Source organism: Escherichia sp. MOD1-EC5433 (genome assembly GCF_002966005.1).
GTDB lineage: Bacteria > Pseudomonadota > Gammaproteobacteria > Enterobacterales > Enterobacteriaceae > Escherichia > Escherichia ruysiae.
On sequence record NZ_PTRL01000010.1, the window covers coordinates 1 to 20,265 of the forward strand.

General features: G+C 49.9%; 19 protein-coding genes, 1 tRNA gene and 2 rRNA genes. 4 read left to right on the forward strand and 18 right to left on the reverse strand.

Features of this window, described 5'->3' with window-relative positions; all coding sequences use genetic code 11:
• Positions 1-7: 7 nt before the first annotated feature.
• From rrf (C3D30_RS18210) to rrf (C3D30_RS18220), 3 genes are all read left to right on the forward strand, one after another.
• Positions 8-123, forward strand: a 5S ribosomal RNA gene (rrf, locus tag C3D30_RS18210).
• Positions 124-137: 14 nt separating this feature from the next.
• Positions 138-213: transfer RNA gene (locus C3D30_RS18215), tRNA-Thr, on the forward strand.
• A gap of 39 nt (positions 214-252) precedes the next feature.
• Positions 253-368 (forward strand): 5S ribosomal RNA (gene rrf / locus C3D30_RS18220).
• 91 nt (positions 369-459) lie between these two features.
• On the opposite strand, the gene C3D30_RS18225 is transcribed toward rrf (C3D30_RS18220), so the two are convergent.
• From C3D30_RS18225 to acrE, 7 genes are all read right to left on the reverse strand, one after another.
• Entirely contained in the window at positions 460-1,218 is a 759-nt protein-coding gene (locus tag C3D30_RS18225) for an amino acid ABC transporter ATP-binding protein (protein WP_000078344.1), read from the reverse strand.
• 7 nt (positions 1,219-1,225) lie between these two features.
• Entirely contained in the window at positions 1,226-2,329 is a 1,104-nt protein-coding gene (locus tag C3D30_RS18230) for an amino acid ABC transporter permease (protein ID WP_010349805.1), read from the reverse strand.
• Between the two features lie 9 nt (positions 2,330-2,338).
• Positions 2,339-3,520: an amino acid ABC transporter permease gene (locus tag C3D30_RS18235; protein WP_010349802.1), complete on the reverse strand. Its 1,182-nt coding sequence runs from the start codon at positions 3,518-3,520 to the stop codon at positions 2,339-2,341.
• 67 nt (positions 3,521-3,587) lie between these two features.
• Positions 3,588-4,613: an amino acid ABC transporter substrate-binding protein gene (locus C3D30_RS18240; protein ID WP_000738561.1), complete on the reverse strand. Its 1,026-nt coding sequence runs from the start codon at positions 4,611-4,613 to the stop codon at positions 3,588-3,590.
• A 430-nt stretch (positions 4,614-5,043) separates the two neighbouring features.
• A complete protein-coding gene (locus tag C3D30_RS18250) occupies positions 5,044-5,265 on the reverse strand; it encodes a putative periplasmic lipoprotein (protein ID WP_000825639.1) in 222 nt (73 codons plus the stop codon).
• A gap of 251 nt (positions 5,266-5,516) precedes the next feature.
• Positions 5,517-8,621: a multidrug efflux RND transporter permease subunit AcrF gene (gene acrF / locus C3D30_RS18255; protein ID WP_105287224.1), complete on the reverse strand. Its 3,105-nt coding sequence runs from the start codon at positions 8,619-8,621 to the stop codon at positions 5,517-5,519.
• A gap of 11 nt (positions 8,622-8,632) precedes the next feature.
• Entirely contained in the window at positions 8,633-9,790 is a 1,158-nt protein-coding gene (gene acrE, locus C3D30_RS18260) for a multidrug efflux RND transporter periplasmic adaptor subunit AcrE (RefSeq protein WP_000160371.1), read from the reverse strand.
• Between the two features lie 400 nt (positions 9,791-10,190).
• On the opposite strand from acrE, the gene acrS reads away from it, so the two are divergent.
• Positions 10,191-10,853 (forward strand): multidrug efflux transporter transcriptional repressor AcrS, encoded by a 663-nt coding sequence (gene acrS, locus C3D30_RS18270; RefSeq protein WP_105287225.1) that lies wholly within the window; start codon positions 10,191-10,193, stop codon positions 10,851-10,853.
• A 2-nt stretch (positions 10,854-10,855) separates the two neighbouring features.
• Here acrS and C3D30_RS18275 read toward each other — a convergent pair whose 3' ends face one another.
• The 11 genes from C3D30_RS18275 to msrP all read right to left on the reverse strand — a co-directional run bounded on the left by C3D30_RS18275 (position 10,856) and on the right by msrP (position 20,220).
• On the reverse strand, positions 10,856-11,035 hold the full coding sequence (locus tag C3D30_RS18275) for a DUF2556 family protein (RefSeq protein WP_105287226.1): 180 nt from the start codon (positions 11,033-11,035) through the stop codon (positions 10,856-10,858).
• 83 nt (positions 11,036-11,118) lie between these two features.
• The gene (gene yhdJ, locus C3D30_RS18280) at positions 11,119-12,003 is read right to left on the reverse strand and encodes an adenine-specific DNA-methyltransferase (RefSeq protein ID WP_105287227.1); all 885 of its coding nucleotides are present in this window, start codon (positions 12,001-12,003) and stop codon (positions 11,119-11,121) included.
• A gap of 85 nt (positions 12,004-12,088) precedes the next feature.
• Entirely contained in the window at positions 12,089-12,385 is a 297-nt protein-coding gene (fis, locus tag C3D30_RS18285; protein ID WP_000462905.1) for a DNA-binding transcriptional regulator Fis, read from the reverse strand.
• Positions 12,386-12,410: 25 nt separating this feature from the next.
• Positions 12,411-13,376, reverse strand: coding sequence for a tRNA dihydrouridine synthase DusB (dusB, locus tag C3D30_RS18290; protein WP_001219652.1), 966 nt, complete (start codon positions 13,374-13,376; stop codon positions 12,411-12,413).
• A 328-nt stretch (positions 13,377-13,704) separates the two neighbouring features.
• Positions 13,705-14,586, reverse strand: coding sequence for a 50S ribosomal protein L11 methyltransferase (gene prmA, locus C3D30_RS18295; protein ID WP_105285457.1), 882 nt, complete (start codon positions 14,584-14,586; stop codon positions 13,705-13,707).
• Between the two features lie 11 nt (positions 14,587-14,597).
• Entirely contained in the window at positions 14,598-16,049 is a 1,452-nt protein-coding gene (gene panF, locus C3D30_RS18300; protein WP_105287228.1) for a sodium/pantothenate symporter, read from the reverse strand.
• Positions 16,039-16,281, reverse strand: a complete 243-nt coding sequence (locus tag C3D30_RS18305; protein WP_000381170.1) for a YhdT family protein — start codon at positions 16,279-16,281, stop codon at positions 16,039-16,041. The genes panF and C3D30_RS18305 overlap by 11 nt, the downstream gene beginning before the upstream one ends.
• A 108-nt stretch (positions 16,282-16,389) precedes the next feature.
• Positions 16,390-17,739 carry an acetyl-CoA carboxylase biotin carboxylase subunit gene (accC, locus tag C3D30_RS18310; protein WP_000884645.1) on the reverse strand — a complete coding sequence of 450 codons (1,350 nt, stop codon included), beginning with the start codon at positions 17,737-17,739 and terminating at the stop codon, positions 16,390-16,392.
• A 10-nt stretch (positions 17,740-17,749) separates the two neighbouring features.
• Positions 17,750-18,220 (reverse strand): acetyl-CoA carboxylase biotin carboxyl carrier protein, encoded by a 471-nt coding sequence (accB, locus tag C3D30_RS18315; RefSeq protein WP_000354622.1) that lies wholly within the window; start codon positions 18,218-18,220, stop codon positions 17,750-17,752.
• Between the two features lie 395 nt (positions 18,221-18,615).
• The gene (gene msrQ / locus C3D30_RS18320; protein ID WP_001240071.1) at positions 18,616-19,215 is read right to left on the reverse strand and encodes a protein-methionine-sulfoxide reductase heme-binding subunit MsrQ; all 600 of its coding nucleotides are present in this window, start codon (positions 19,213-19,215) and stop codon (positions 18,616-18,618) included.
• Positions 19,216-20,220: a protein-methionine-sulfoxide reductase catalytic subunit MsrP gene (msrP, locus tag C3D30_RS18325; protein WP_000723881.1), complete on the reverse strand. Its 1,005-nt coding sequence runs from the start codon at positions 20,218-20,220 to the stop codon at positions 19,216-19,218. It lies immediately after the preceding gene.
• Positions 20,221-20,265 lie beyond the last annotated feature (45 nt).

The window sequence follows — 20,265 nt, forward strand, 5'->3', positions numbered from 1 at the left end:
GAATTTGCCTGGCGGCCGTAGCGCGGTGGTCCCACCTGACCCCATGCCGAACTCAGAAGTGAAACGCCGTAGCGCCGATGGTAGTGTGGGGTCTCCCCATGCGAGAGTAGGGAACTGCCAGGCATCAAATTAAGCGTGCTGATATGGCTCAGTTGGTAGAGCGCACCCTTGGTAAGGGTGAGGTCCCCAGTTCGACTCTGGGTATCAGCACCACTTTTTAGGTTAAAGTTCGGCAGATTAGAAAAGAATTTGTCTGGCGGCAGTAGCGCGGTGGTCCCACCTGACCCCATGCCGAACTCAGAAGTGAAACGCCGTAGCGCCGATGGTAGTGTGGGGTCTCCCCATGCGAGAGTAGGGAACTGCCAGACATCAAATCAAGCGAAAGGCCATCCGAAAGGATGGCCTTTTTGCATTGTGCGAAAAAAGTTGGATTCACCTTTACAGTCCAGGAAACGCAACTTAATGGATTACCTGCGATAAAAATGCCCTGGTACGCTCTGATTTAGGATGCGCAAAAAACTCATCTGGTGCAGCTTGTTCCACTATCTCTCCGCGATCCATAAAAATCACCCGGTCAGCGACGGTTCGCGCAAATCCCATCTCATGCGTTACGCACAACATCGTCATACCCGATTGCGCCAGCCCAATCATCGTATCCAGCACTTCTTTTACCATCTCCGGATCGAGCGCGGATGTTGGTTCATCAAACAGCATAATCTTGGGCTTCATACAAAGTGAACGTGCTATAGCAACGCGTTGCTGCTGACCACCGGAGATCTGTCCGGGAAACTTCTGTGCATGTTCGGCAATTCTCACCCGCTCAAGGTAATGCATCGCCAGAGCTTCAGCCTCTTTCTTTGGCATCTTGCGTACCCAAATCGGTGCCAGGGTACAGTTCTGTAAAACGGTCAGATGTGGGAAAAGATTAAAATGCTGAAAGACCATTCCCACTTCCTGTCTGACACGCTCAATATTGCGGATATCTTCGTTAAGTTCGATCCCATCCACCACGATCCGTCCCTGTTGATGTTCTTCCAGATGATTAATACAACGAATGGTTGTCGATTTCCCGGAACCAGATGGGCCACACAGAACGATTCGTTCTCCCGGTTGCACGGTTAAATTTATATTTTTCAGTACATGGAATTGTCCATACCATTTGTTAACGTTTTCCAGCGTAATCATCGCGTTAGCAGGTTGCAGTAAAATTTGGCTCATAGTGTCCTCAATGCGGTGTACGCCCGGTGTTAAAACGTTTTTCCAGATGCTGGCTATAGCGCGACATGCTGAAACAGAAGATCCAGTAGATCAGTGCGGCGAAAACATACCCTTCGGTCGACATGCCCAACCAGGCGGGATCGACGGTGGCTTGCTGGACGCTACTGAAAAGATCGAACAACCCGATAATGATCACCAGGCTGGTATCTTTGAAGAGTGCGATGATGGTATTGACCAGCCCAGGAATTACCAGCTTCAACGCCTGTGGCAGAATAACCAGTCCCTGGGTTTTCCAGTAACCCAACGCCAGCGATTCCGCCGCTTCATATTGCCCCTTTGGCAGCGCCTGTAATCCGCCTCGCACGACTTCTGCAACATAGGCTGACTGAAACAGGATCACGCCAACCAGCGCGCGGATCAGTTTGTCGATACTGGTGCCTTCTGCCATAAACAACGGCAGCATGACCGAAGACATAAACAACACGGTGATCAGCGGCACGCCACGCCAGAACTCGATAAAAATGACCGATAAGATACGCACAATCGGCATATGGGAGCGGCGACCTAATGCCAGCAAGATCCCCCACGGTAGCGCCCCCGCGATCCCAACTGATGCAATAATCAAAGTCAGCGTCAGCCCGCCCCATTGCCGGGTTTCAACCCGCGCCAGACCGAGAAAACCGCCATACATTAGCCACCAGACGATGAGTGGGTAGATAACCGCCCATACTGCAATATAGCGCCCGCGATGAGGGAGTATTTTCCAGAACATCGGCGCAATCGAAACCAGGCCAATCAGTAATGCCAGATTAATTCGCCAACGTTGGTCGTGTGGGTAAAGCCCATACATAAACTGACCAAATCGTTCGTGGATGAAAACCCAACAGGCACCGGCTTTTGTGCAGTCGGCACGCGTTGAGCCAACCCAGTTAGCCTGCAAAAATGCCCAGTTCAGCAACGGCGGAATTAATTCCCACATCAACCACAAGCAGCCAATAGTCAGCAGGCTATTGCCCCAGCTGGAGAACAGGTTTTTGCGCACCCACACCATAGCGCGGCTTGAGTTATGGCTCGCCGGGCGCGGGGGATGAGACAGCAATACTTTTGTCATCATGACTCCTTAGCGTTCAACGATCGCGATACGGCGGTTATAGATATTCATCAGCAGCGAGATAGTCAGACTGATAATCAGATAGACCGACATGGTCATGGCTATAGTCTCGATAGCTTGCCCCGTCTGGTTCAGTACGGTGCCAGCAAACAGCGAAACCATATCCGGGTAGCCAATAGCGGCGGCAAGAGAGGAGTTTTTGACGATATTGAGATACTGGCTGGTTAACGGCGGAATAATCACCCGCAGCGCCTGGGGAATAATGACCTGGCGTAGCGTAACCGGGTTGGGTAACCCCAGCGAGCGGGCAGCTTCATGTTGACCATAAGGCACCGCCTGGATCCCGGCGCGGATAATCTCGGCGATAAATGCAGAGGTATAAACGGAAAGCGCCAACGTTAAGGCTGCCAGTTCGGGTATGAGAACCATACCGCCACGGAAGTTAAACCCTTGTAGCGCCGGAATATTCCAGTGCACTGCTGCACCAAAAAGCCAGTGTGCCAGTAAAGGCAAACCAATGATCAACCCAACGGTGACAGGCCATGTACGACGCAGTTGACCGGTCTTTATCTGGTGCGTTTTATTGAAACGGAATAACCCAACAGAAATGGCTATAGCAATAACAACAGCCACTATGAACGCGAGAAATCCATCTCCCAGTTGCGGTGAAGGAATGTAAAGTCCACGATTGCTCAAAAAGATCAGATCTAACGCGCTCACCGCCTGGCGTGGTCCGGGCAAATTGCGCAACACGGCAAAGTACCAGAAGAAGATTTGCAGCAATGGCGGAATATTACGGAAGATCTCAATATAAATTGTGGAAAGCTTTCGTAGCAGCCAGTTATCCGAAAGTCTCGCCAGACCGATAAAGAAGCCCAGAACAGAAGCGAATACAATACACAATGCTGAAACCAGTAGCGTATTGAGTAAGCCGACAATAAAAACGCGTCCGTAAGTATCGCCCTGCTGGTAATCGATCAAATGCTGGACGATACCGAAGCCAGCTCCGCGATCCAGAAAGGCAAACCCCGATGTAATGCCGCGATTGCTTAGATTCGTTACGGTGTTATGGAAGAGCCAGCCTACAATGCCGACGACGGCGACAACGGCAAGGATCTGGAAAAGCCAGGCGCGAACCGTAGGATTGGCAAATGAAAGTGAACCTTTAACGGTTGTGCGGCGATGGGACATAGGAACCTCGGAAACCATAACGCTAAAGAGAGCGCCGCTGTAGCGACGCTCATTACCTCACACCGACTTAACGCACGGGCGGTGCGTACTGGATGCCACCGTTATTCCAGAGATTATTTTGACCACGTTTAATTTTCAGTGGGCTTTCGGAGCCGACGTTGCGCTCAAAAATTTCCGAGTAGTTACCCACCTTTTTGATGATGTTGTATGCCCATTGGTTATCCAGCTTCAGATCTTTGCCGTAATCGCCCTCTTTACCCAGTAGATGCGCCATATCAGGCGTTGCCGGATTCGCCGCTTTCTCATCGACGTTCTGGGAATTGATGCCCATCTCTTCAGCATTCAGCATGGCAAAAAGCGTCCAGCGCACAATAGAGAACCATTCGTCATCGCCACGGCGGACTACCGGACCAAGCGGTTCTTTAGAGATAACTTCTGGCAGCACGATCCACTCGGCTGGGTTGCTTAATTTGATTCGCAATGCATACAGTTGTGATTGATCCGAGGCCAGCGTATCGCAGCGACCAGATTCCAGAGCCTTCGCGGATTCGTCAGAGCGATCGAAGGTCACGGGCGTGTACTTCATATTGTTTGCCTTGAAGTAATCGGCAACGTTGAGTTCGGTGTCTGTTCCTGCCTGAATACAGACCGTTGCGCCGTCCAGCTCTTTCGCGCTTTTTAGCCCCGCTTTATCGTGCGTCAGGAAACCAATGCCATCGTAATAAGTGACACCAGTAAATGCCATTCCCATGCCTGCGTCACGAGATGAAGTCCAGGTTGTATTACGAGAGAGTAAATCCACTTCGCCAGATTGCAATGCAGTGAAACGCTCTTTTGCGGTGAGCGGGGTGTATTTCACTTTTGTGTCATCGCCAAATACAGCGGCGGCGACGCCACGACAAACATCAACATCAATACCAGAAAACTTGCCATCTGCATCGGCATAAGAGAATCCAGGCAATCCGTCACTGATCCCGCATTGCACAAAACCTTTTTTCTTTACAGCATCGAGCGTCGCGCCAGCATGTGCCTGATTTGCAACGGCAAGCAGCACGCTGGCGGCAGCCAGTGTGGCTATCATCATCTTTTTCATAATGCTTCCTGTGAGGCGAAAATTATCGTTATAGGACGTTTGGGAAACGCCTTTTACCTGTCTGTGGCCATCCTCTTATAAGCAAAAGTAGTGCCAGCTTTTGCGCACGATTTCGCGTCGCAATAAGCTGAGTGTAGACAGGAAATAATAAAAACAGCGCCCCGCAATGGTGCGAAAATGAAACATGCGCCACATTTTGGCGCAAAAGATTTACTCGTATTTTGCTAAGCAGAATAATGATTATTGGCGTGAGTATCGGTGGGGAGGATGTGATTAAAAAATAAATTAATGCGTTATTTCGATATTGAGGTAATGCTGCGAGATAAAATGCTTAATTAAAAGGGGATTAGCCAGCGAAATATAGCGGTGTTTAACGTATAGAAAGATTCTGTATCGTTAAACAGAGCGCGGAAGTCCGCGCTCTGTTCAGTTATTTTGACAGAGCAATGATCCCCATCGTAAGGCCAGCGACAGCCGCCGCCCCGCCAGCAATAGCTCCGGCAGTTTCCCAGTTATCCTGTGTTGTACCTTTCATACAGGTATTGGTGTGAACCAGGCGTCCCTGATCGTCATAAACTGGAACGCAGGGGGAATCGTGAGCACAGCCCGCCAGCAATGCGGTGAGCAATGCCACAGGAATTAATCTTTTCATGGTGTTACCTCAGTAATAACGCTATCGCTTAATAAGTTAACTCTCTTATTAGCGAGCTGAATGCCATTTTATCACTGGAGGTTATAAATCTTGCGGAATGAATAATGACAAATTATGTGAATTGTAAAAATAGTGAAGGGAGCATGGGCTATGGAAAGTTATTAAAGAGTGAGTGGAAGATTATCTTATTAATTTTTATGGTGTTCAGTAGAAATAATAAAGGCGCCCGAAAGCGCCTTTATGTTTCTGATTTATCCTTTAAAGCAACGGCGGATCACGACAAAGAACACCGGTACGAAGAAAATCGCCAGCAATGTTGCAGAAACCATTCCGCCCATTACCCCGATACCCACTGCGTTCTGCGCACCACTGCCGGCGCCATTACTGATAGCCAGCGGTAATACACCGAGAATAAAGGCGAGAGAGGTCATCAGGATAGGACGCAGACGCATACGTACTGCCATCAGTGTCGCTTCGACAACACCTTTCCCCTCTTTCTCCATCAGATCTTTAGCGAACTCAACAATCAATATGGCGTTTTTGGCCGACAAGCCAATTGTCGTTAACAAGCCCACCATAAAGTAAACGTCATTTTTTTGATTAAAGATTGTCGCGGCCAGCAGCACGCCAACAATCCCTAACGGCACGACCAACATAACCGAGACAGGTATTGACCAGCTTTCATAGAGCGCAGCAAGGCACAGGAAAACCACTACGAAGGAGATTGCCACCAAAGCAGGAGCCTGGTTACCCGATAAGCGTTCCTGGTACGACATACCTGTCCAGTCATAACCAATGCCTGCCGGTAATTTTGACGCAAGGTTTTCCATCAACGCCATGGCATCGCCGGAACTGGTTCCTGGCGCGGCTTCCCCCTGAATTTCCATTGACGGCAGACCGTTGTAGCGTTCCAGTCGCGGAGAACCATACACCCAATGTGAAGTGGTAAAGGAAGAGAATGGCACCATTTCGCCGTTGGCGCTGCGAACATAAAGTTTATCGACATCTTCTGGCAGCATACGGAATTTGGCATCTGCCTGAACATAAACTTTTTTCACGCGACCACGATCGATGAAGTCGTTAACGTAAGTCCCGCCCAACGCCGTAGAAATGGTCTGATTGATGTCAGAAAGCGATACGCCTAATGCCTGCGCCTTTTCCTGGTCAACTTCAAGTTTGAATTGCGCGGTGTCTTCCAGACCATTGGGACGCACGCTGACTAAGCTGGCAGGATGTTGCGCAGCCATACCAAGCAACTGGTTACGGGCCTGGGTTAGGGCATCGTGACCCAGCCCTGCCTGATCAATTAACTCAAAGTCGAAACCCGTTGCCGTGCCCAGTTCAACAATGGCTGGCATATTGAATGGAATGACAAAACCGTCGCGGATCTTGCCCAATTCCATTTTGGCACGATGGATAACCGCTTCCGCACTGTTTTCATCACCATTACGCTCTTCCCACGGTTTCAGACTGACGAAGGCCATACCGGCGTTTTGTGCCTGGCCGCTGAAGCTAAAGCCGTTAACCGTAAAGACACTTTCAACGTTCGCTTTCTCGTTCTTCAGATAGTAATCCGTCACCTGATCCAACACTTTTTGCGTCCGCTCTTGCGTCGCGCCAGCAGGTAACTGAATCATGGTCAGAAAGACACCCTGATCCTCTTCAGGCAAGAAGGACGACGGAAGACGTAAAAACAACACCACCATTCCAGCAACAATCAGCGTATAGATCAGTAAATATCGTCCTGTGGAACCGAGGATTTTGCCGACGCTGTTAGTGTAATGATTAACGCTATGATCGAAGGTGGTATTAAACCAGCCGAAGAAACCGCCCTTATTTTCGTGATGCTCAGCAGAGACGGGTTTGAGCAGCGTTGCACATAACGCAGGAGTAAGGATCAATGCCACCAGTACGGAAAGCGCCATTGCTGAAACGATGGTGATAGAGAACTGGCGATAAATTGCCCCTGTGGAACCGCCGAAGAATGCCATCGGAATAAATACCGCTGACAGCACCATCGCGATACCCACCAGTGCGCCCTGAATTTGCGACATCGATTTTTCCGTCGCTTCTTTTGGCGGGAGCTTATCCTCCATCATCACGCGCTCGACGTTCTCCACCACCACTATCGCATCATCGACGAGCAGCCCAATGGCAAGCACCATCCCGAACATCGTTAGTGTGTTGATGGAGTAACCAAAAGCGGCGAGGATGGCAAACGTCCCTAACAACACCACGGGCACCGCAATGGTGGGGATCAGCGTTGCTCGCATATTCTGCAAGAACAGATACATCACCAGGAACACCAGCATAATGGCTTCGAACAGCGTTTTTACCACTTCGTGAATAGAAAGCTGGACGAATGGCGTGGTGTCATAAGGGTAGAGAACTTTCATTCCCTGCGGGAAGAATGGCTGTAATTCCGCTAGTTTTTCCTTAATGGCTTTCGCGGTATCGAGAGCGTTCGCACCGGTTGCCAGCTTAATACCCAGACCCGCCGCCGGTTTACCGTTGATGCGAGCGATAACGTTATAGTTTTCACCGCCTAGTTCAACCCGTGCGACATCTTTCAGGCGCACAACCGAACCATCGCTGTTCACACGCAGGGTAACTTTGCCGAACTCTTCCGGATTTTTTAATCGCGTCTGAGCAATAATCGAGGCGTTCAACTGTTGCCCTGGTAACGCTGGCGTTCCGCCCAACTGTCCGGCAGCAATCTGATCGTTTTGCACTTTCAACTGGTTAATTACATCAACCGGTGTCAGCTTATATTTGTTCAGCAGATCGGCGTCCAGCCAGATACGCATCGCATACTGTGCGCCAAAGAGTTGCACGTCACCAACGCCATTCAGGCGGCTAAGCGTATCTTTAACGTTAGAGGCCACATAGTCCGAGATATCGTCCTGTGTGGTGCCTGGGTTATCAGAGACGAAACCCGCCACCATTAAATAGCTGCTACTGGACTTTTCAACGCTGATCCCCTGCTGTTGAACTTCCTGCGGCAGCAACGGCGTGGCGAGCTGGAGTTTGTTCTGCACCTGCACTTGCGCGATATCTGGATCGGTTCCGGACTGGAAGGTGAGGGTAATTGTCACGCTACCGGCGGAATCGCTGGTGGAGGACATATACATCAGGTTATCGATACCATTCATATTCTGTTCGATAACCTGCGTCACCGTATCCTGCACGGTCTGCGCATCAGCGCCCGGATAGTTTGCCGAAACAGAAACCGCAGGCGGCGCAATGGTTGGGTACTGGGCGACGGGCAATTGTAAGATCGCCAGTACGCCCGCCATCATCAGAATAATTGCCAGCACCCATGCAAATATCGGTCGTCGAATAAAAAAGTTTGCCATGTCAGATTGCCTTACTTCGATGCAGTATCTGCGGGGGTATCGGTAGTGGCTTTAACCTGTTCTCCCGGACGCGCTTTTTGCAGGCCGCTGACAATGACTTGATCGCCAGATTTCAGCCCTTCGCTAATCAACCATTTATCGCCAATCGCCTGGCTGGCAACGACAGGGCGCGCTTCAACCTGGCTTTTATCGTTCACAATCAGCACGGTTGCGTCACCACGTGGTGTGCGGCTAACGCCTTGTTGCGGGATAAGAATGGCATCAGGTTGTACGCCTTCATCAATCCGTGCGCGCACAAACATACCCGGCAAAAGCGTATGTTGCGGGTTAGGGAAGACCGCGCGTAGGGTTATGGAGCCGGTGCTTTCATCAACGGTCACATCGGAGAATTGCAGCGTGCCTTTCAGGGGATAGGTTTGACCGTTTTCCATGACCAGTTCTACGTTGCTGGTGGCATTTTCCTTATGCAAATTCCCTTGCTCTACGGATTGCTTCAGCCTCATGAAATCGTTGCTGGATTGAGTAACGTCGACGTAGATAGGATCAAGTTGCTGGACAGTCGCCAGTTCAGTCGTTTGCCCGTTAGTGACAAGAGCACCTTCGGTCACAGTAGATTTGCCGATACGTCCGCTAATGGGCGCAGTCACTTTGGTATAAGCGAGATTGATGCGGGCGCTTTCGACCGTGGCTTTTGCGGCAATTACGGCGGCATCGGCCTGGCGAGCATCAGCAATGGCCTGGTCGTACTCCTGCTGACTGATGTATTTCGTACCCACGAGCGGAACGTAACGTTTTACCGTCAAATGCGCGATGGAGGCGGCGGCTTCACTTTTCGCCAGTTCGCCTTTCGCGCTGTCATAACTTGCCTGATAGGTCGCTGGATCGATCTGGTACAGGGACTGGCCTGCCTGCACATCGCTGCCTTCAGTGAAATTACGATTCAGTACGATCCCACTAACCTGTGGGCGAACTTCGGCAATACGAAAAGCATTGGTGCGGCCTGGTAATTCAGTTTTTACTTCTAACGGGGCCGTTTTCACAACATGAACGGTAACCTGCGGTTCACCGACGTGAGCTTTCTCTTCTCCCTTATCGTTACAACCCGCGATTAAAGCAGCGGAGATCAGAATAAAGGAGGGCAGGAGGAAAAACCTGGCATGTTTCGTCATTACTATTCCTCAAAAAAACCAAAAGCGCGTTATTTACCCAAAAAGGCAACGCGTTAACTCGCAGAAAGAAAAAATACAGTTCGCTATCCTACAAATTATCATTCGTCGATGTAAGGAATAGTTATGAATACTGGCGTCTCAAGGCACATAAACACAAAAAAAGATTAATATTCTGATGTTTTGTTTTGATGCGAATTGAATGAGGTGGAATTAAATTCACGCAAATGGAAATATATATTGATTAAGTGAATGAATTTTAGATAAACAATACATGTGATTTATTTGACGATTTATGGCAACTCAATATTAGCCTCTCGTATAAATACACATCAGGTGATAGATTAACCTGCGCTATTTTCTCACCCTGTGTCTATTATATTTATTTTCTGAATAATTAACTATGGCCAAAAGAACTAAAGCCGAAGCCCTGAAGACCCGGCAAGAACTGATTGAAACCGCCATCGCCCAGTTTGCACTACATGGCGTAAGCAAAACGACGCTCAATGACATCGCCGACGCCGCTAACGTCACGCGTGGCGCTATCTACTGGCACTTCGAAAACAAGACCCAGTTGTTTAATGAAATGTGGCTGCAACAGCCATCATTGCGGGAGTTAATCCAGGAGCGGCTGGCGGCAGGTTCAGACCATAACCCGTACCAGCAATTGCGTGAAAAACTGATTGTTGGCTTGCAATATATTGCCGAAACTCCCCGCCAACAGGCATTACTGCAAATCTTATATCACAAATGTGAATTTAATGATGAGATGCTGGCAGAGGCAGTAATACGCGAGAAGATGGGCTTTAATCCGCAGACTCTCCACGAAGTATTGCAATCATGTCAGCAACAAGGTTATGTGGCAAATAATCTCGATTTAGATGTCGTGATGATTATTATTGATGGCGCCTTCAGTGGTATTGTTCAAAACTGGTTAATGAATATGGCGGGTTACGATCTTTATAAACAAGCACCCGCATTAGTCGATAACGTATTAAGAATGTTCATGCCAGATGAAAACATAACGAAATTAATTCATCAAACAAATGAATTAAGTGTCATGTAAATTTACATTCTGTACTGAAAATTCAGCTCATCACAGTTAACCAGTTTAAGTGGATTAACCGAGTTCATATTGCGGCATTTGTCTGTTTCTGTTGCCAGCAGTTCAATCCATTGCATCAGTAAAGCATCAAACAGAAAAACGGAGACAGCGAAAACGACGAGCCACCAATACTTGCGAATCATTACCTGAACCTGTGCATGTTTAACCTGGTCTGGCAGGAAATATACACGAAATGAATAATCTGAAAACCAGGCTTACACTTCCTTTACTTTGCAATGAGATCGGGGTCAACTTCGCTTAACCGACTTCGTTTTGAGAGGTTGCTGGTTTTTCTTTTTTTCACTTTCGCCAAATCTTCCACAGAGTAATGTGACACGACATCCAGCCGTCGAAGTCCCATCTTGATGTACTCGATGTTAATCTCAATACCAATGAATTTTCGCCCGCTGGCGACGGCTACGGCACCGGTAGTAAAGCTACCGGCAAACGGGTCAAGAACGACATCTCCAGGGTTGGAAGAGGCGAGAATAATGCGCTTCAGTAATGCTTCCGGTTTTTGCGTCGGATGGTTTTCATATTCATCCATCAAATAACGCACGCGCGGAAAATCCCAGACATTACCCGGTACTTTTTGATGATTGTAAGGCTGTGGAGGATTTTTACGATAATCGATCAACGCGCGCTGCGATCCGGTTTTAGCTTCTACCAGAATAGCATCACCGTTGAACGTGTAGTTCTTTGCATCTTTCACCATCATCAGGATGGGTTCGTACATGGAGCCGTAGTGTTTCTTCGCCTGCACCCCAGAACTGTCATATGACCAGACGATGCGACTTTTGATGGTAAAGAACTTGCGGCACTGGATATCGATAAAGGGCATGTTTTCCGTGCTGTTCATGATGTACATGCTGCCCTGCTTTTTCAGAACGCGGTGGCACTCTGCAATCACTTCAAACAACCAGTCGATAAACAACTCTTCTTTCCAGGCTTCGATCAGACCATCAAAATTTTTACCGATGTTATAAGGTGGGTCGGCAAAGATCAGATCGACGCTTTCGGTGGGTAGTTTTTTAAGCTCGGCAAGTGCATCACCGTGAATAATAGTCTTAGCTTCATTACCAAACCGGGTCGGTTCACATCCTGTTCTCATGGTCACTCCCTTTGTGACACCTATAAAAAAGGCGCTTCCCCATGCCGAGTAGCGCCTTTTTAATCAAGCATTTAGCTAACCTGAATTAGTTCATGCCGTACTTTTTCAATTTTTTACGCAGCGTACCACGGTTGATGCCCATCATCAGCGCAGCACGGGTCTGGTTACCACGGGTGTATTGCATCACCATGTCCAACAGGGGCTGTTCTACTTCAGCCAGTACCAGCTCATAGAGGTCATTCACATCCTGACCATTCAGTTGAGCAAAATAGTTCTTCAGTGCCTGTTTAACCGAGTCACGCAGGGGTTTTTGGGTTACCTGATCCTGAGAGTTAACGGTAGAAACGGTCAGTACGTCAGAATTTACGCGTTGTTCGAACATAGTTCTGTCAGCTCTTTATTTCTGTTTACGCAAAATTTTCGAAGTATGCCTCCAACGCCTCCAGCTGTTCGCTGGCATCCTCAATGGCGTTGAATGTGCGCCGAAACTGGTCATTTGGAGCGTGTTCCTGGAGATACCAGGAAACGTGTTTACGTGCAATTCGGTATCCTTTTGCCGGACCATAAAAGTCATGCAGTTCCCGAACGTGCGCGCAAAGCAAGCGCTTAACCTCTGCCAAAGGCAGCGGGGGCAGCAACTCCCCAGTGTCCAGATAATGCTGGATTTCCCGAAAGATCCAGGGTCTTCCCTGAGCTGCACGGCCTATCATCAGAGCATCCGCCCCTGTATAGTCGAGCACAGCTCTGGCTTTAAGCGGGTCAGTAATGTCGCCATTCGCGATAACCGGAATGGAAACTTTCTGCTTAACTGCCCGAATACTGTCGTACTCAGCTTCTCCATTGAACAAACAGGCGCGTGTACGGCCATGAATGGTCAGAGCCTGAATGCCACAGTCTTCAGCCAGTTGGGCAATCTCTTCACAGTTACGGTGTTCTGGCGCCCAGCCGGTGCGAATCTTCAGGGTAACAGGAACGTCCACTGCATTGACGACCTCGGTAAGGATCGATTTAACGACATCCGGGTACTGCAAGAGGGCTGAACCTGCGAGCTTGCGATTCACTTTTTTAGCCGGGCAACCCATATTGATATCAATAATCTGGGCACCGCTTTCCACGTTAATACGTGCTGCATCTGCCATTTCTTTCGGATCGCTACCAGCAATTTGCACGGTGCGAATACCGGGTTCATCAATGTGCACCATCCGTAAACGAGATTTGTCGCTTTCCCAAACCTGAGGGTTAGAAGACATCATCTCGGATACTGTCAATCCGGCTCCCATCTCGTAGCACAACGTCCGAAAAGGTCTGTCTGTAATGCCAGCCATGGGCGCTGCGATCAGGCGATTTCTGAGCTGATATTGTCCGATGCGCATGAGTTAAGAAATGACCATACTGTGACTGCAAGGCGGCGTATATTACGCATTTTTTGCACGAGATGAAAGGCCAAACTTTGACCAATCCTCTGAGATGGATCAAAGAATTGCATTTAAAATGAGCGTAGCGCGATAATTAATCATAAAAATCATCATATTAGAAAATAGTGACTAAAATTTACACTCAAAGAAATTTGAGTAAGTTCTCAATTTTTCTTTATGAATGAAAATTTTGGCACGCAAAATTGCGTAAATAATCAGCAAATTTACGTGCCTTTTGTGACCTTGCTCGCACTTCGCCCTGCATCACCATGTGGTGATGCGAAGGTTAATTCTTACGACCAGTAATGCGACACCACTCTTCTTTTTCCACAACCGGGTCCAGAGCGAAGCTGTCGACATAAGCTTCGCAAACGCTCTCCGCCTGGCTTGCCAGAATACCGGAAAGGCCCAGCAAACCGCCTGAAACCGGCAGGACGCTGATTAACGGTGCCAGTTCACGTAATGGGCCTGCGAGGATATTAGCGACCACCACGTCGGCTTTCATTTCTTCTGGCTGATCTTTCGGGAGATAGAGTTCCAGACGCTCGGAAACGCCATTGCGTTCAGCGTTGTCACGGCTTGCCTGAATAGCCTGCGGGTCGATATCAATACCAATAGCTTTTGCTGCACCAAGTTTCAGCGCCGCGATAGCCAGAATGCCGGAGCCACAACCAAAGTCGATGACCGTTTTACCGGTTAAATCGAGGCTGTCGAGCCATTGCAGGCACAGAGAGGTGGTTGGATGAGTCCCTGTACCAAACGCCAGGCCTGGGTCTAACATTACGTTGACAGCGTTTTCGTCCGGCACATCACGCCAGCTTGGGCAGATCCACAGACGTTCACCAAAGCGCATTGGGTGGAAATTATCCATCCATTCGCGCTCCCAGTCTTTATCTTCCAGTTGTTCGATTTTATGCGCGAAGCCCGCGCCGAGCAGCGGATGGTTTTCCAGAATCGCCACAACTTCATTCATGTCAGTTTCAGCGTCGAACAGACCTATCACATCGGTATCGCCCCACAGGCGAGTTTCGCCAGGCAGCGGCTCAAACACCGGTGTATCGTGGGTGTCCTGAAAAGTGATAGAAACGGCACCCGCTTCCATCAGCGCATCGCTAAGATCTTCTGCGTTCGCGCCGGTGGTGTTCAGTTTCAGTTGGATCCAAGGCATGGCAAAACTCTTTATTTATCAGTAGTCAAAACGGTAGCTTGCGGGACGGATGTACCGAAACGGTTTCCGACCAGGAAAGCCAGCAAACTTAGCAGTAACGAGGGCACGATAGGATGGAAGCCCAGGTACTGAATATTCAGCGTCGCAAGTACGGCATACAGCACGCCGCCGACGATCATGGCACTTAGCGCGCCTTTGGCGTTGGCGCGTTCCCAGTAAAGACCCAGCACCAGCGGCCACAGGAAAACGGCTTCCAGCCCACCAAAGGCCAGCAAATTCAGCCAGATGATCATTTCTGGCGGCTTCCAGGCGGCAAGCAGCAGCAACGCGCCGAGAACTAACGTAATTACTGCCGACATCCGCTTCAGACGCGTCTCATTTTGCATTTGATCCGGACGGATATTCAGATAGAGATCTTTAATGATCGTAGCGGAACTTTGCAGCAATTGGGCGTTGATTGTCGACATGATCGCAGCCATTGGTGCAGCAAGGAAGATCCCGGCAGCAAACGGTGGCAGCACTTTTACCATCAACGTTGGGATCACCAGATCCGGTACGGTGAGATCGGGGATCACTGCCCGACCTAACGCTCCGGCAAGGTGCATACCAAACATCAGGATCGCCACCACAACCGTACCAATGATGATCCCACGATGTACTGCTTTACTGTCTTTATAAGAGATGCAGCGCACAGCGGTATGCGGCAGACCAATCACGCCAAAACATACCAGCACCCAGAACGACGTCATAAAGGCTGGCGACAAAATATCGTTAGCACCTTGCGGCGTAACCAGCTGCGGATCGATGGTTTGCAGCGTCTCTACTGCGTTGCTTAAGCCGCCAGCAGCATGGACCACGCCGACCAGCAGCACAATGGTGCCAATCAGCATCACCAGCCCTTGCATAGTGTCGTTCAGCACGCTGGCGCGGAAGCCGCCAAAGGCGGTATACAACGCAATGCTGATACCGAAAATCAGCAGGCCGGTTTCATAAGGAATACCCGCAGCGGTTTCCAGCAGGCGCGCACCGCCGATAAACTGCACGGTCATCGCACCAACGAACGCAACCAGCAAACTCAAACTTGCCAGCCACACCAGCAGGCGGCTCTGGTAGCGGGCAAACAGCATATCGTTCAGCGTTACCGCATTATAACGGCGCGCGAGAATCGCGAACTTTTTGCCAAGAATACCGAGCGAAAGCCAGACTGCCGGCAACTGGATCATCGCCAGTAATACCCAGCCCAGCCCGTATTTATAAGCAGCACCAGGCCCGCCGATAAACGAACTGGCGCTGATATAGGTTGCGGTGAGCGTCATCGCCAGCACAATACCGCCCATAGAACGGCTGCCGAGGAAATACTCATTAAGGAACGTGCCCGCGCTCCGTTTACGCATCGCGTAGACAGAGATTCCGAACACCACCACCAGATAGGCGACCAGCGGTAGAATTACTTCAAGCTGCATCGTCATCCTCCAGCGGGATATCGCGATAGATAAATTTCACCATCGCCCAGCACAGTCCAATAAACAGCAGCGGCGTCAGGATGCAGGCCATCTCAAACCAGCGTGGAAAGCCGGTAAAACCGGGGGCAACGCCAGGTAAGTAAGCGGCTACTAACCATACAGCCAGATACAAAAGGGTCAGCCCCAGCGCCCAGCGCGCCTCTTTATGGGCCTGAACAAAACGAGTGTCCATTTTTTGTCCCTGATGGGTGAAGAAAGCGGGGATTGTACCTTATGGGGCTTGTCGATCCCCAGAAATAAAAAAGGCCGGAAAATCCGGCCTTTTGACGTTTTTGCAGTTTTATTTTTCCTGAAGACCGAGTTTTTTCTCCAGATAGTGGATGTTAGTGCCACCATGCTGGAAGTTCTCGTCGTTCATGATGCGGATCTGCAGATCAACGTTGGTTTTGATACCGTCGATGATCAGCTCCTGCAGCGCATTCTTCATGCGTGCAATCGCCACGTCACGGTTTTCACCGTAGCAAATCAGTTTGCCGATCATTGAGTCATAGTACGGCGGCACGGTGTAGCCAGCGTAGATATGAGACTCCCAACGCACGCCAAAACCGCCAGGTGCGTGGAAACGGGTGATTTTGCCCGGGCTTGGCAGGAAGGTGTTCGGATCTTCGGCGTTGATACGGCATTCCACCGCATGGCCGCGAACGTGAACTTCTTCTTGCTTGATCGACAGCGGTTGACCTGCCGCGATACGCAGCTGTTCTTTGATCAGGTCAACGCCGGTGATCATTTCAGTAACCGGGTGTTCTACCTGAATACGGGTGTTCATTTCGATGAAATAGAACTCGCCGTTTTCGAACAGGAACTCGAAAGTACCTGCACCGCGATAGCCGATATCAACACACGCTTTAGCGCAACGTTCGCCGATGTAACGACGCAGTTCCGGGGTAATGCCCGGTGCTGGCGCTTCTTCGACGACTTTCTGGTGACGACGCTGCATGGAGCAGTCACGTTCTGCCAGATAGATTGCGTTGCCCTGACCGTCCGCCAGTACCTGGATCTCGACGTGGCGAGGATTTTCCAGGTACTTCTCCATATAAACCATATCATTGCTAAAAGCAGCTTTCGCTTCCGCACGGGTCATGGAGATAGACTGCGCCAGTTCAGCGTCGCTGCGCACAACGCGCATACCGCGACCGCCGCCGCCGCCGGAGGCTTTGATAATCACCGGATAACCAATGCGTTTAGCAATGGCACGGTTTTTATCCATATCGTCGCCCAGCGGGCCGTCAGAACCCGGTACGCAAGGGACGCCCGCTTTTTTCATCGCCGCGATTGCGGATACTTTGTCGCCCATTAGGCGAATGGTTTCTGCTTTCGGGCCAATGAAGATAAAGCCGGAGCGTTCAACCTGCTCAGCAAAGTTGGCGTTCTCGGAGAGGAAGCCGTAACCCGGATGGATTGCTACTGCGCCGGTGATTTCAGCGGCGCTGATGATTGCCGGGATGTTCAGATAACTTTTTACTGACGGAGCAGGGCCGATACAGACCGTTTCATCTGCCAGTAATACGTGTTTTAGATCGCGATCCGCGCTGGAGTGCACAGCGACAGTCTTGATGCCCAGTTCTTTACAGGCACGAAGAATACGCAATGCAATCTCGCCGCGGTTGGCAATAACAATTTTATCCAGCATGTTCGCCTCGTTACTCGATGACGACCAGCGGCTCGTCAAATTCTACCGGTTGTCCACTTTCGACCAGAATTGCTTTCACGGTACCGGATTTGTCCGCTTCGATCTGGTTCATCATTTTCATGGCTTCAACGATGCACAGGGTATCGCCCACGTTTACTTTCTGACCCACTTCGATGAACGCTTTTGCGTCCGGGCTTGGGGTGCGGTAGAAAGTACCAACCATCGGGGAACGTACGATGTGACCACTGATTTCCGCTGCTGCTGGCGCTTCCATGGAAGGAACGGTCGCCGGAGCGGCTGCGTTAGATTGAGCTGGCTGCTGCATCATTGGTGCAGCGTAAGCTTGTTGCATCACAGGGAAACTTGCGGCAGGAGCTGCACGGCTAATGCGTACTGACTCTTCGCCTTCAGAAATTTCCAGTTCGGAGATGCCTGATTCTTCAACCAGCTCGATCAGTTTTTTAATCTTACGAATATCCATGAGTGGGTTCCGTACTCTTTGTTTAGTGTGATTGTGACAGGCGTTTCACCGCCGTCTGTAAAGCGTATGCCCCGACAGCTGTATGCATAGCGATAAATTCCAGCTGACCGGGACGCCGGTCTATTTTGCCCCAGAGCGTCAATGTGAGACTTGACGGACATTGTGTAGCGATCTGCTGCTATCCTCCGGCAAAAAACAAAATATACCTTCGTTGCGCCATTGTCACCTTTTCCGCAGCTTAAAAACCGCGTTAGGGAGAACGAAGTCGCACATTATAACGATTTCGTAGCAATTGGCAGCTAAATACTGGTCTTATCAGGGAAGATAATCAACAGCTAACATGTAAATAACTTTCAACGCCGTGCATTTTGCAACAAGCCGCACAGTTCATGAAATTAGCGCCACCATTGACGGAACTTCTTAAAACGTAAGGCTAAAAGCAGTAAAGCCAGCCCGGCGTAGATAACCGGCTGTGGTGAGATAATCTTCACTGACCACAGATAATGTATGGGAGCCAGGATCGCGACCAGATAGACGAAGTTATGCAACTGTTGCCAGCGTTTACCTAAGTTTCGCTGCATCGCCTGCGTGGAAGTGAATGCTAAAGCCAGTAAAATCAGCCAACTGACAATGCCGAGCGTTAAATAAGGTCTGGTGATTAATTCCTGACCGAATAACGTCAGGTTATTCACGCCCAGTTCCAGTAAGGCATAACTGGTTAAGTGCAGCGTTGCCCAGGCGAAACACCATAAACCTAGCAGGCGGCGGGTGCGTATCAATAAGGGCTGTTTAGCATAGCGCGCTAGTGGCGTAATTAATAAGGTCGCCAGCAAGAATTTCAGCGCAGTCCGACCAGTAAAATGCTGAATATCTTTCACCGGATCGGCGCTTAATCCGCCATGATTGATTGCCCATACCAGCCAGACAAACGGTAAAAATCCGGCAAGATGCAGGCAAACTTTCAGCCATGTCACTTGTTTTGCTGTCAGTCGCACTTAAAAATTCTCCCGTAAATCCAGGCCACGATAAAGCGACGCTACTTGATCGGCATATCCGTTAAACAGCAACGTAGGCTGGCGTTGTACATCCAGAATGCCGCCTGAACCAATAAAACGTTCGGTGGCCTGCGACCAACGGGGATGATCAACATGCGGATTGACGTTGGCGTAAAAGCCATATTCATTGGGCGCAGCCAGATTCCAGGTGGTTGGCGGACGTTCGCGGGTCAGCTTAATGCTGACAATCGATTTAATCCCTTTAAAGCCATATTTCCACGGCACAATCAGCCGCACAGGTGCGCCATTTTGTGGTGGTAGCGCCTTGCCATAGACACCGACGGTCATCAGCGTGAGCGGATGCATCGCTTCGTCGAGACGTAATCCTTCTATATAAGGATATTTCAGGCCGCCGCCAATAAACCGGTCCTGCTGGCCTGGCATCTGTTCCGGCGCATAAATGGTTTCGAAGGCGACGTATTTTGCGTTACTGGTTGGTTCCGCCAGTGCCAGTAATTTGTGCAGCGGGAAACCAATCCACGGTACGACCATCGACCACGCTTCCACGCAGCGCATACGGTAAATCCGCTCTTCCAGCGGGAAACGACGGGTTAAGGCTTCGTGGTCGAGCGTTAACGGTTTGGCGACTTCACCACTGATTTTCAACGTCCACGGATCGGTTTTCAGGCTGCCGGCATTTGCCGCTGGGTCCGCTTTATCCAGCCCGAACTCATAGTAGTTGTTATAGCCGGAAACTTTATCTTCCGGCGTGAGCGGCAGATTATTTTGCCAGGCGGCAGGTTTACTAAACTCCAGCGGCTTCCCGGCAGGTGCGGGCGGGCGATCGTTGCCCTTAAACCAGTTAAGCAGGTCGGCATGTGTAGTGGTTGGCAGAGAAAGTGCAGCTGCGCTGATGCCTAATGTTTTCAGAATCTGCCGACGTTGCATAAAAAAAGCCGATTCGGCAGTGACATCGGCTTCTGTAAATTGACGAATTTTTTTCATAACAGACTCCCGGTATGCTCCTGATTACTATGGCAGGGAGAATGT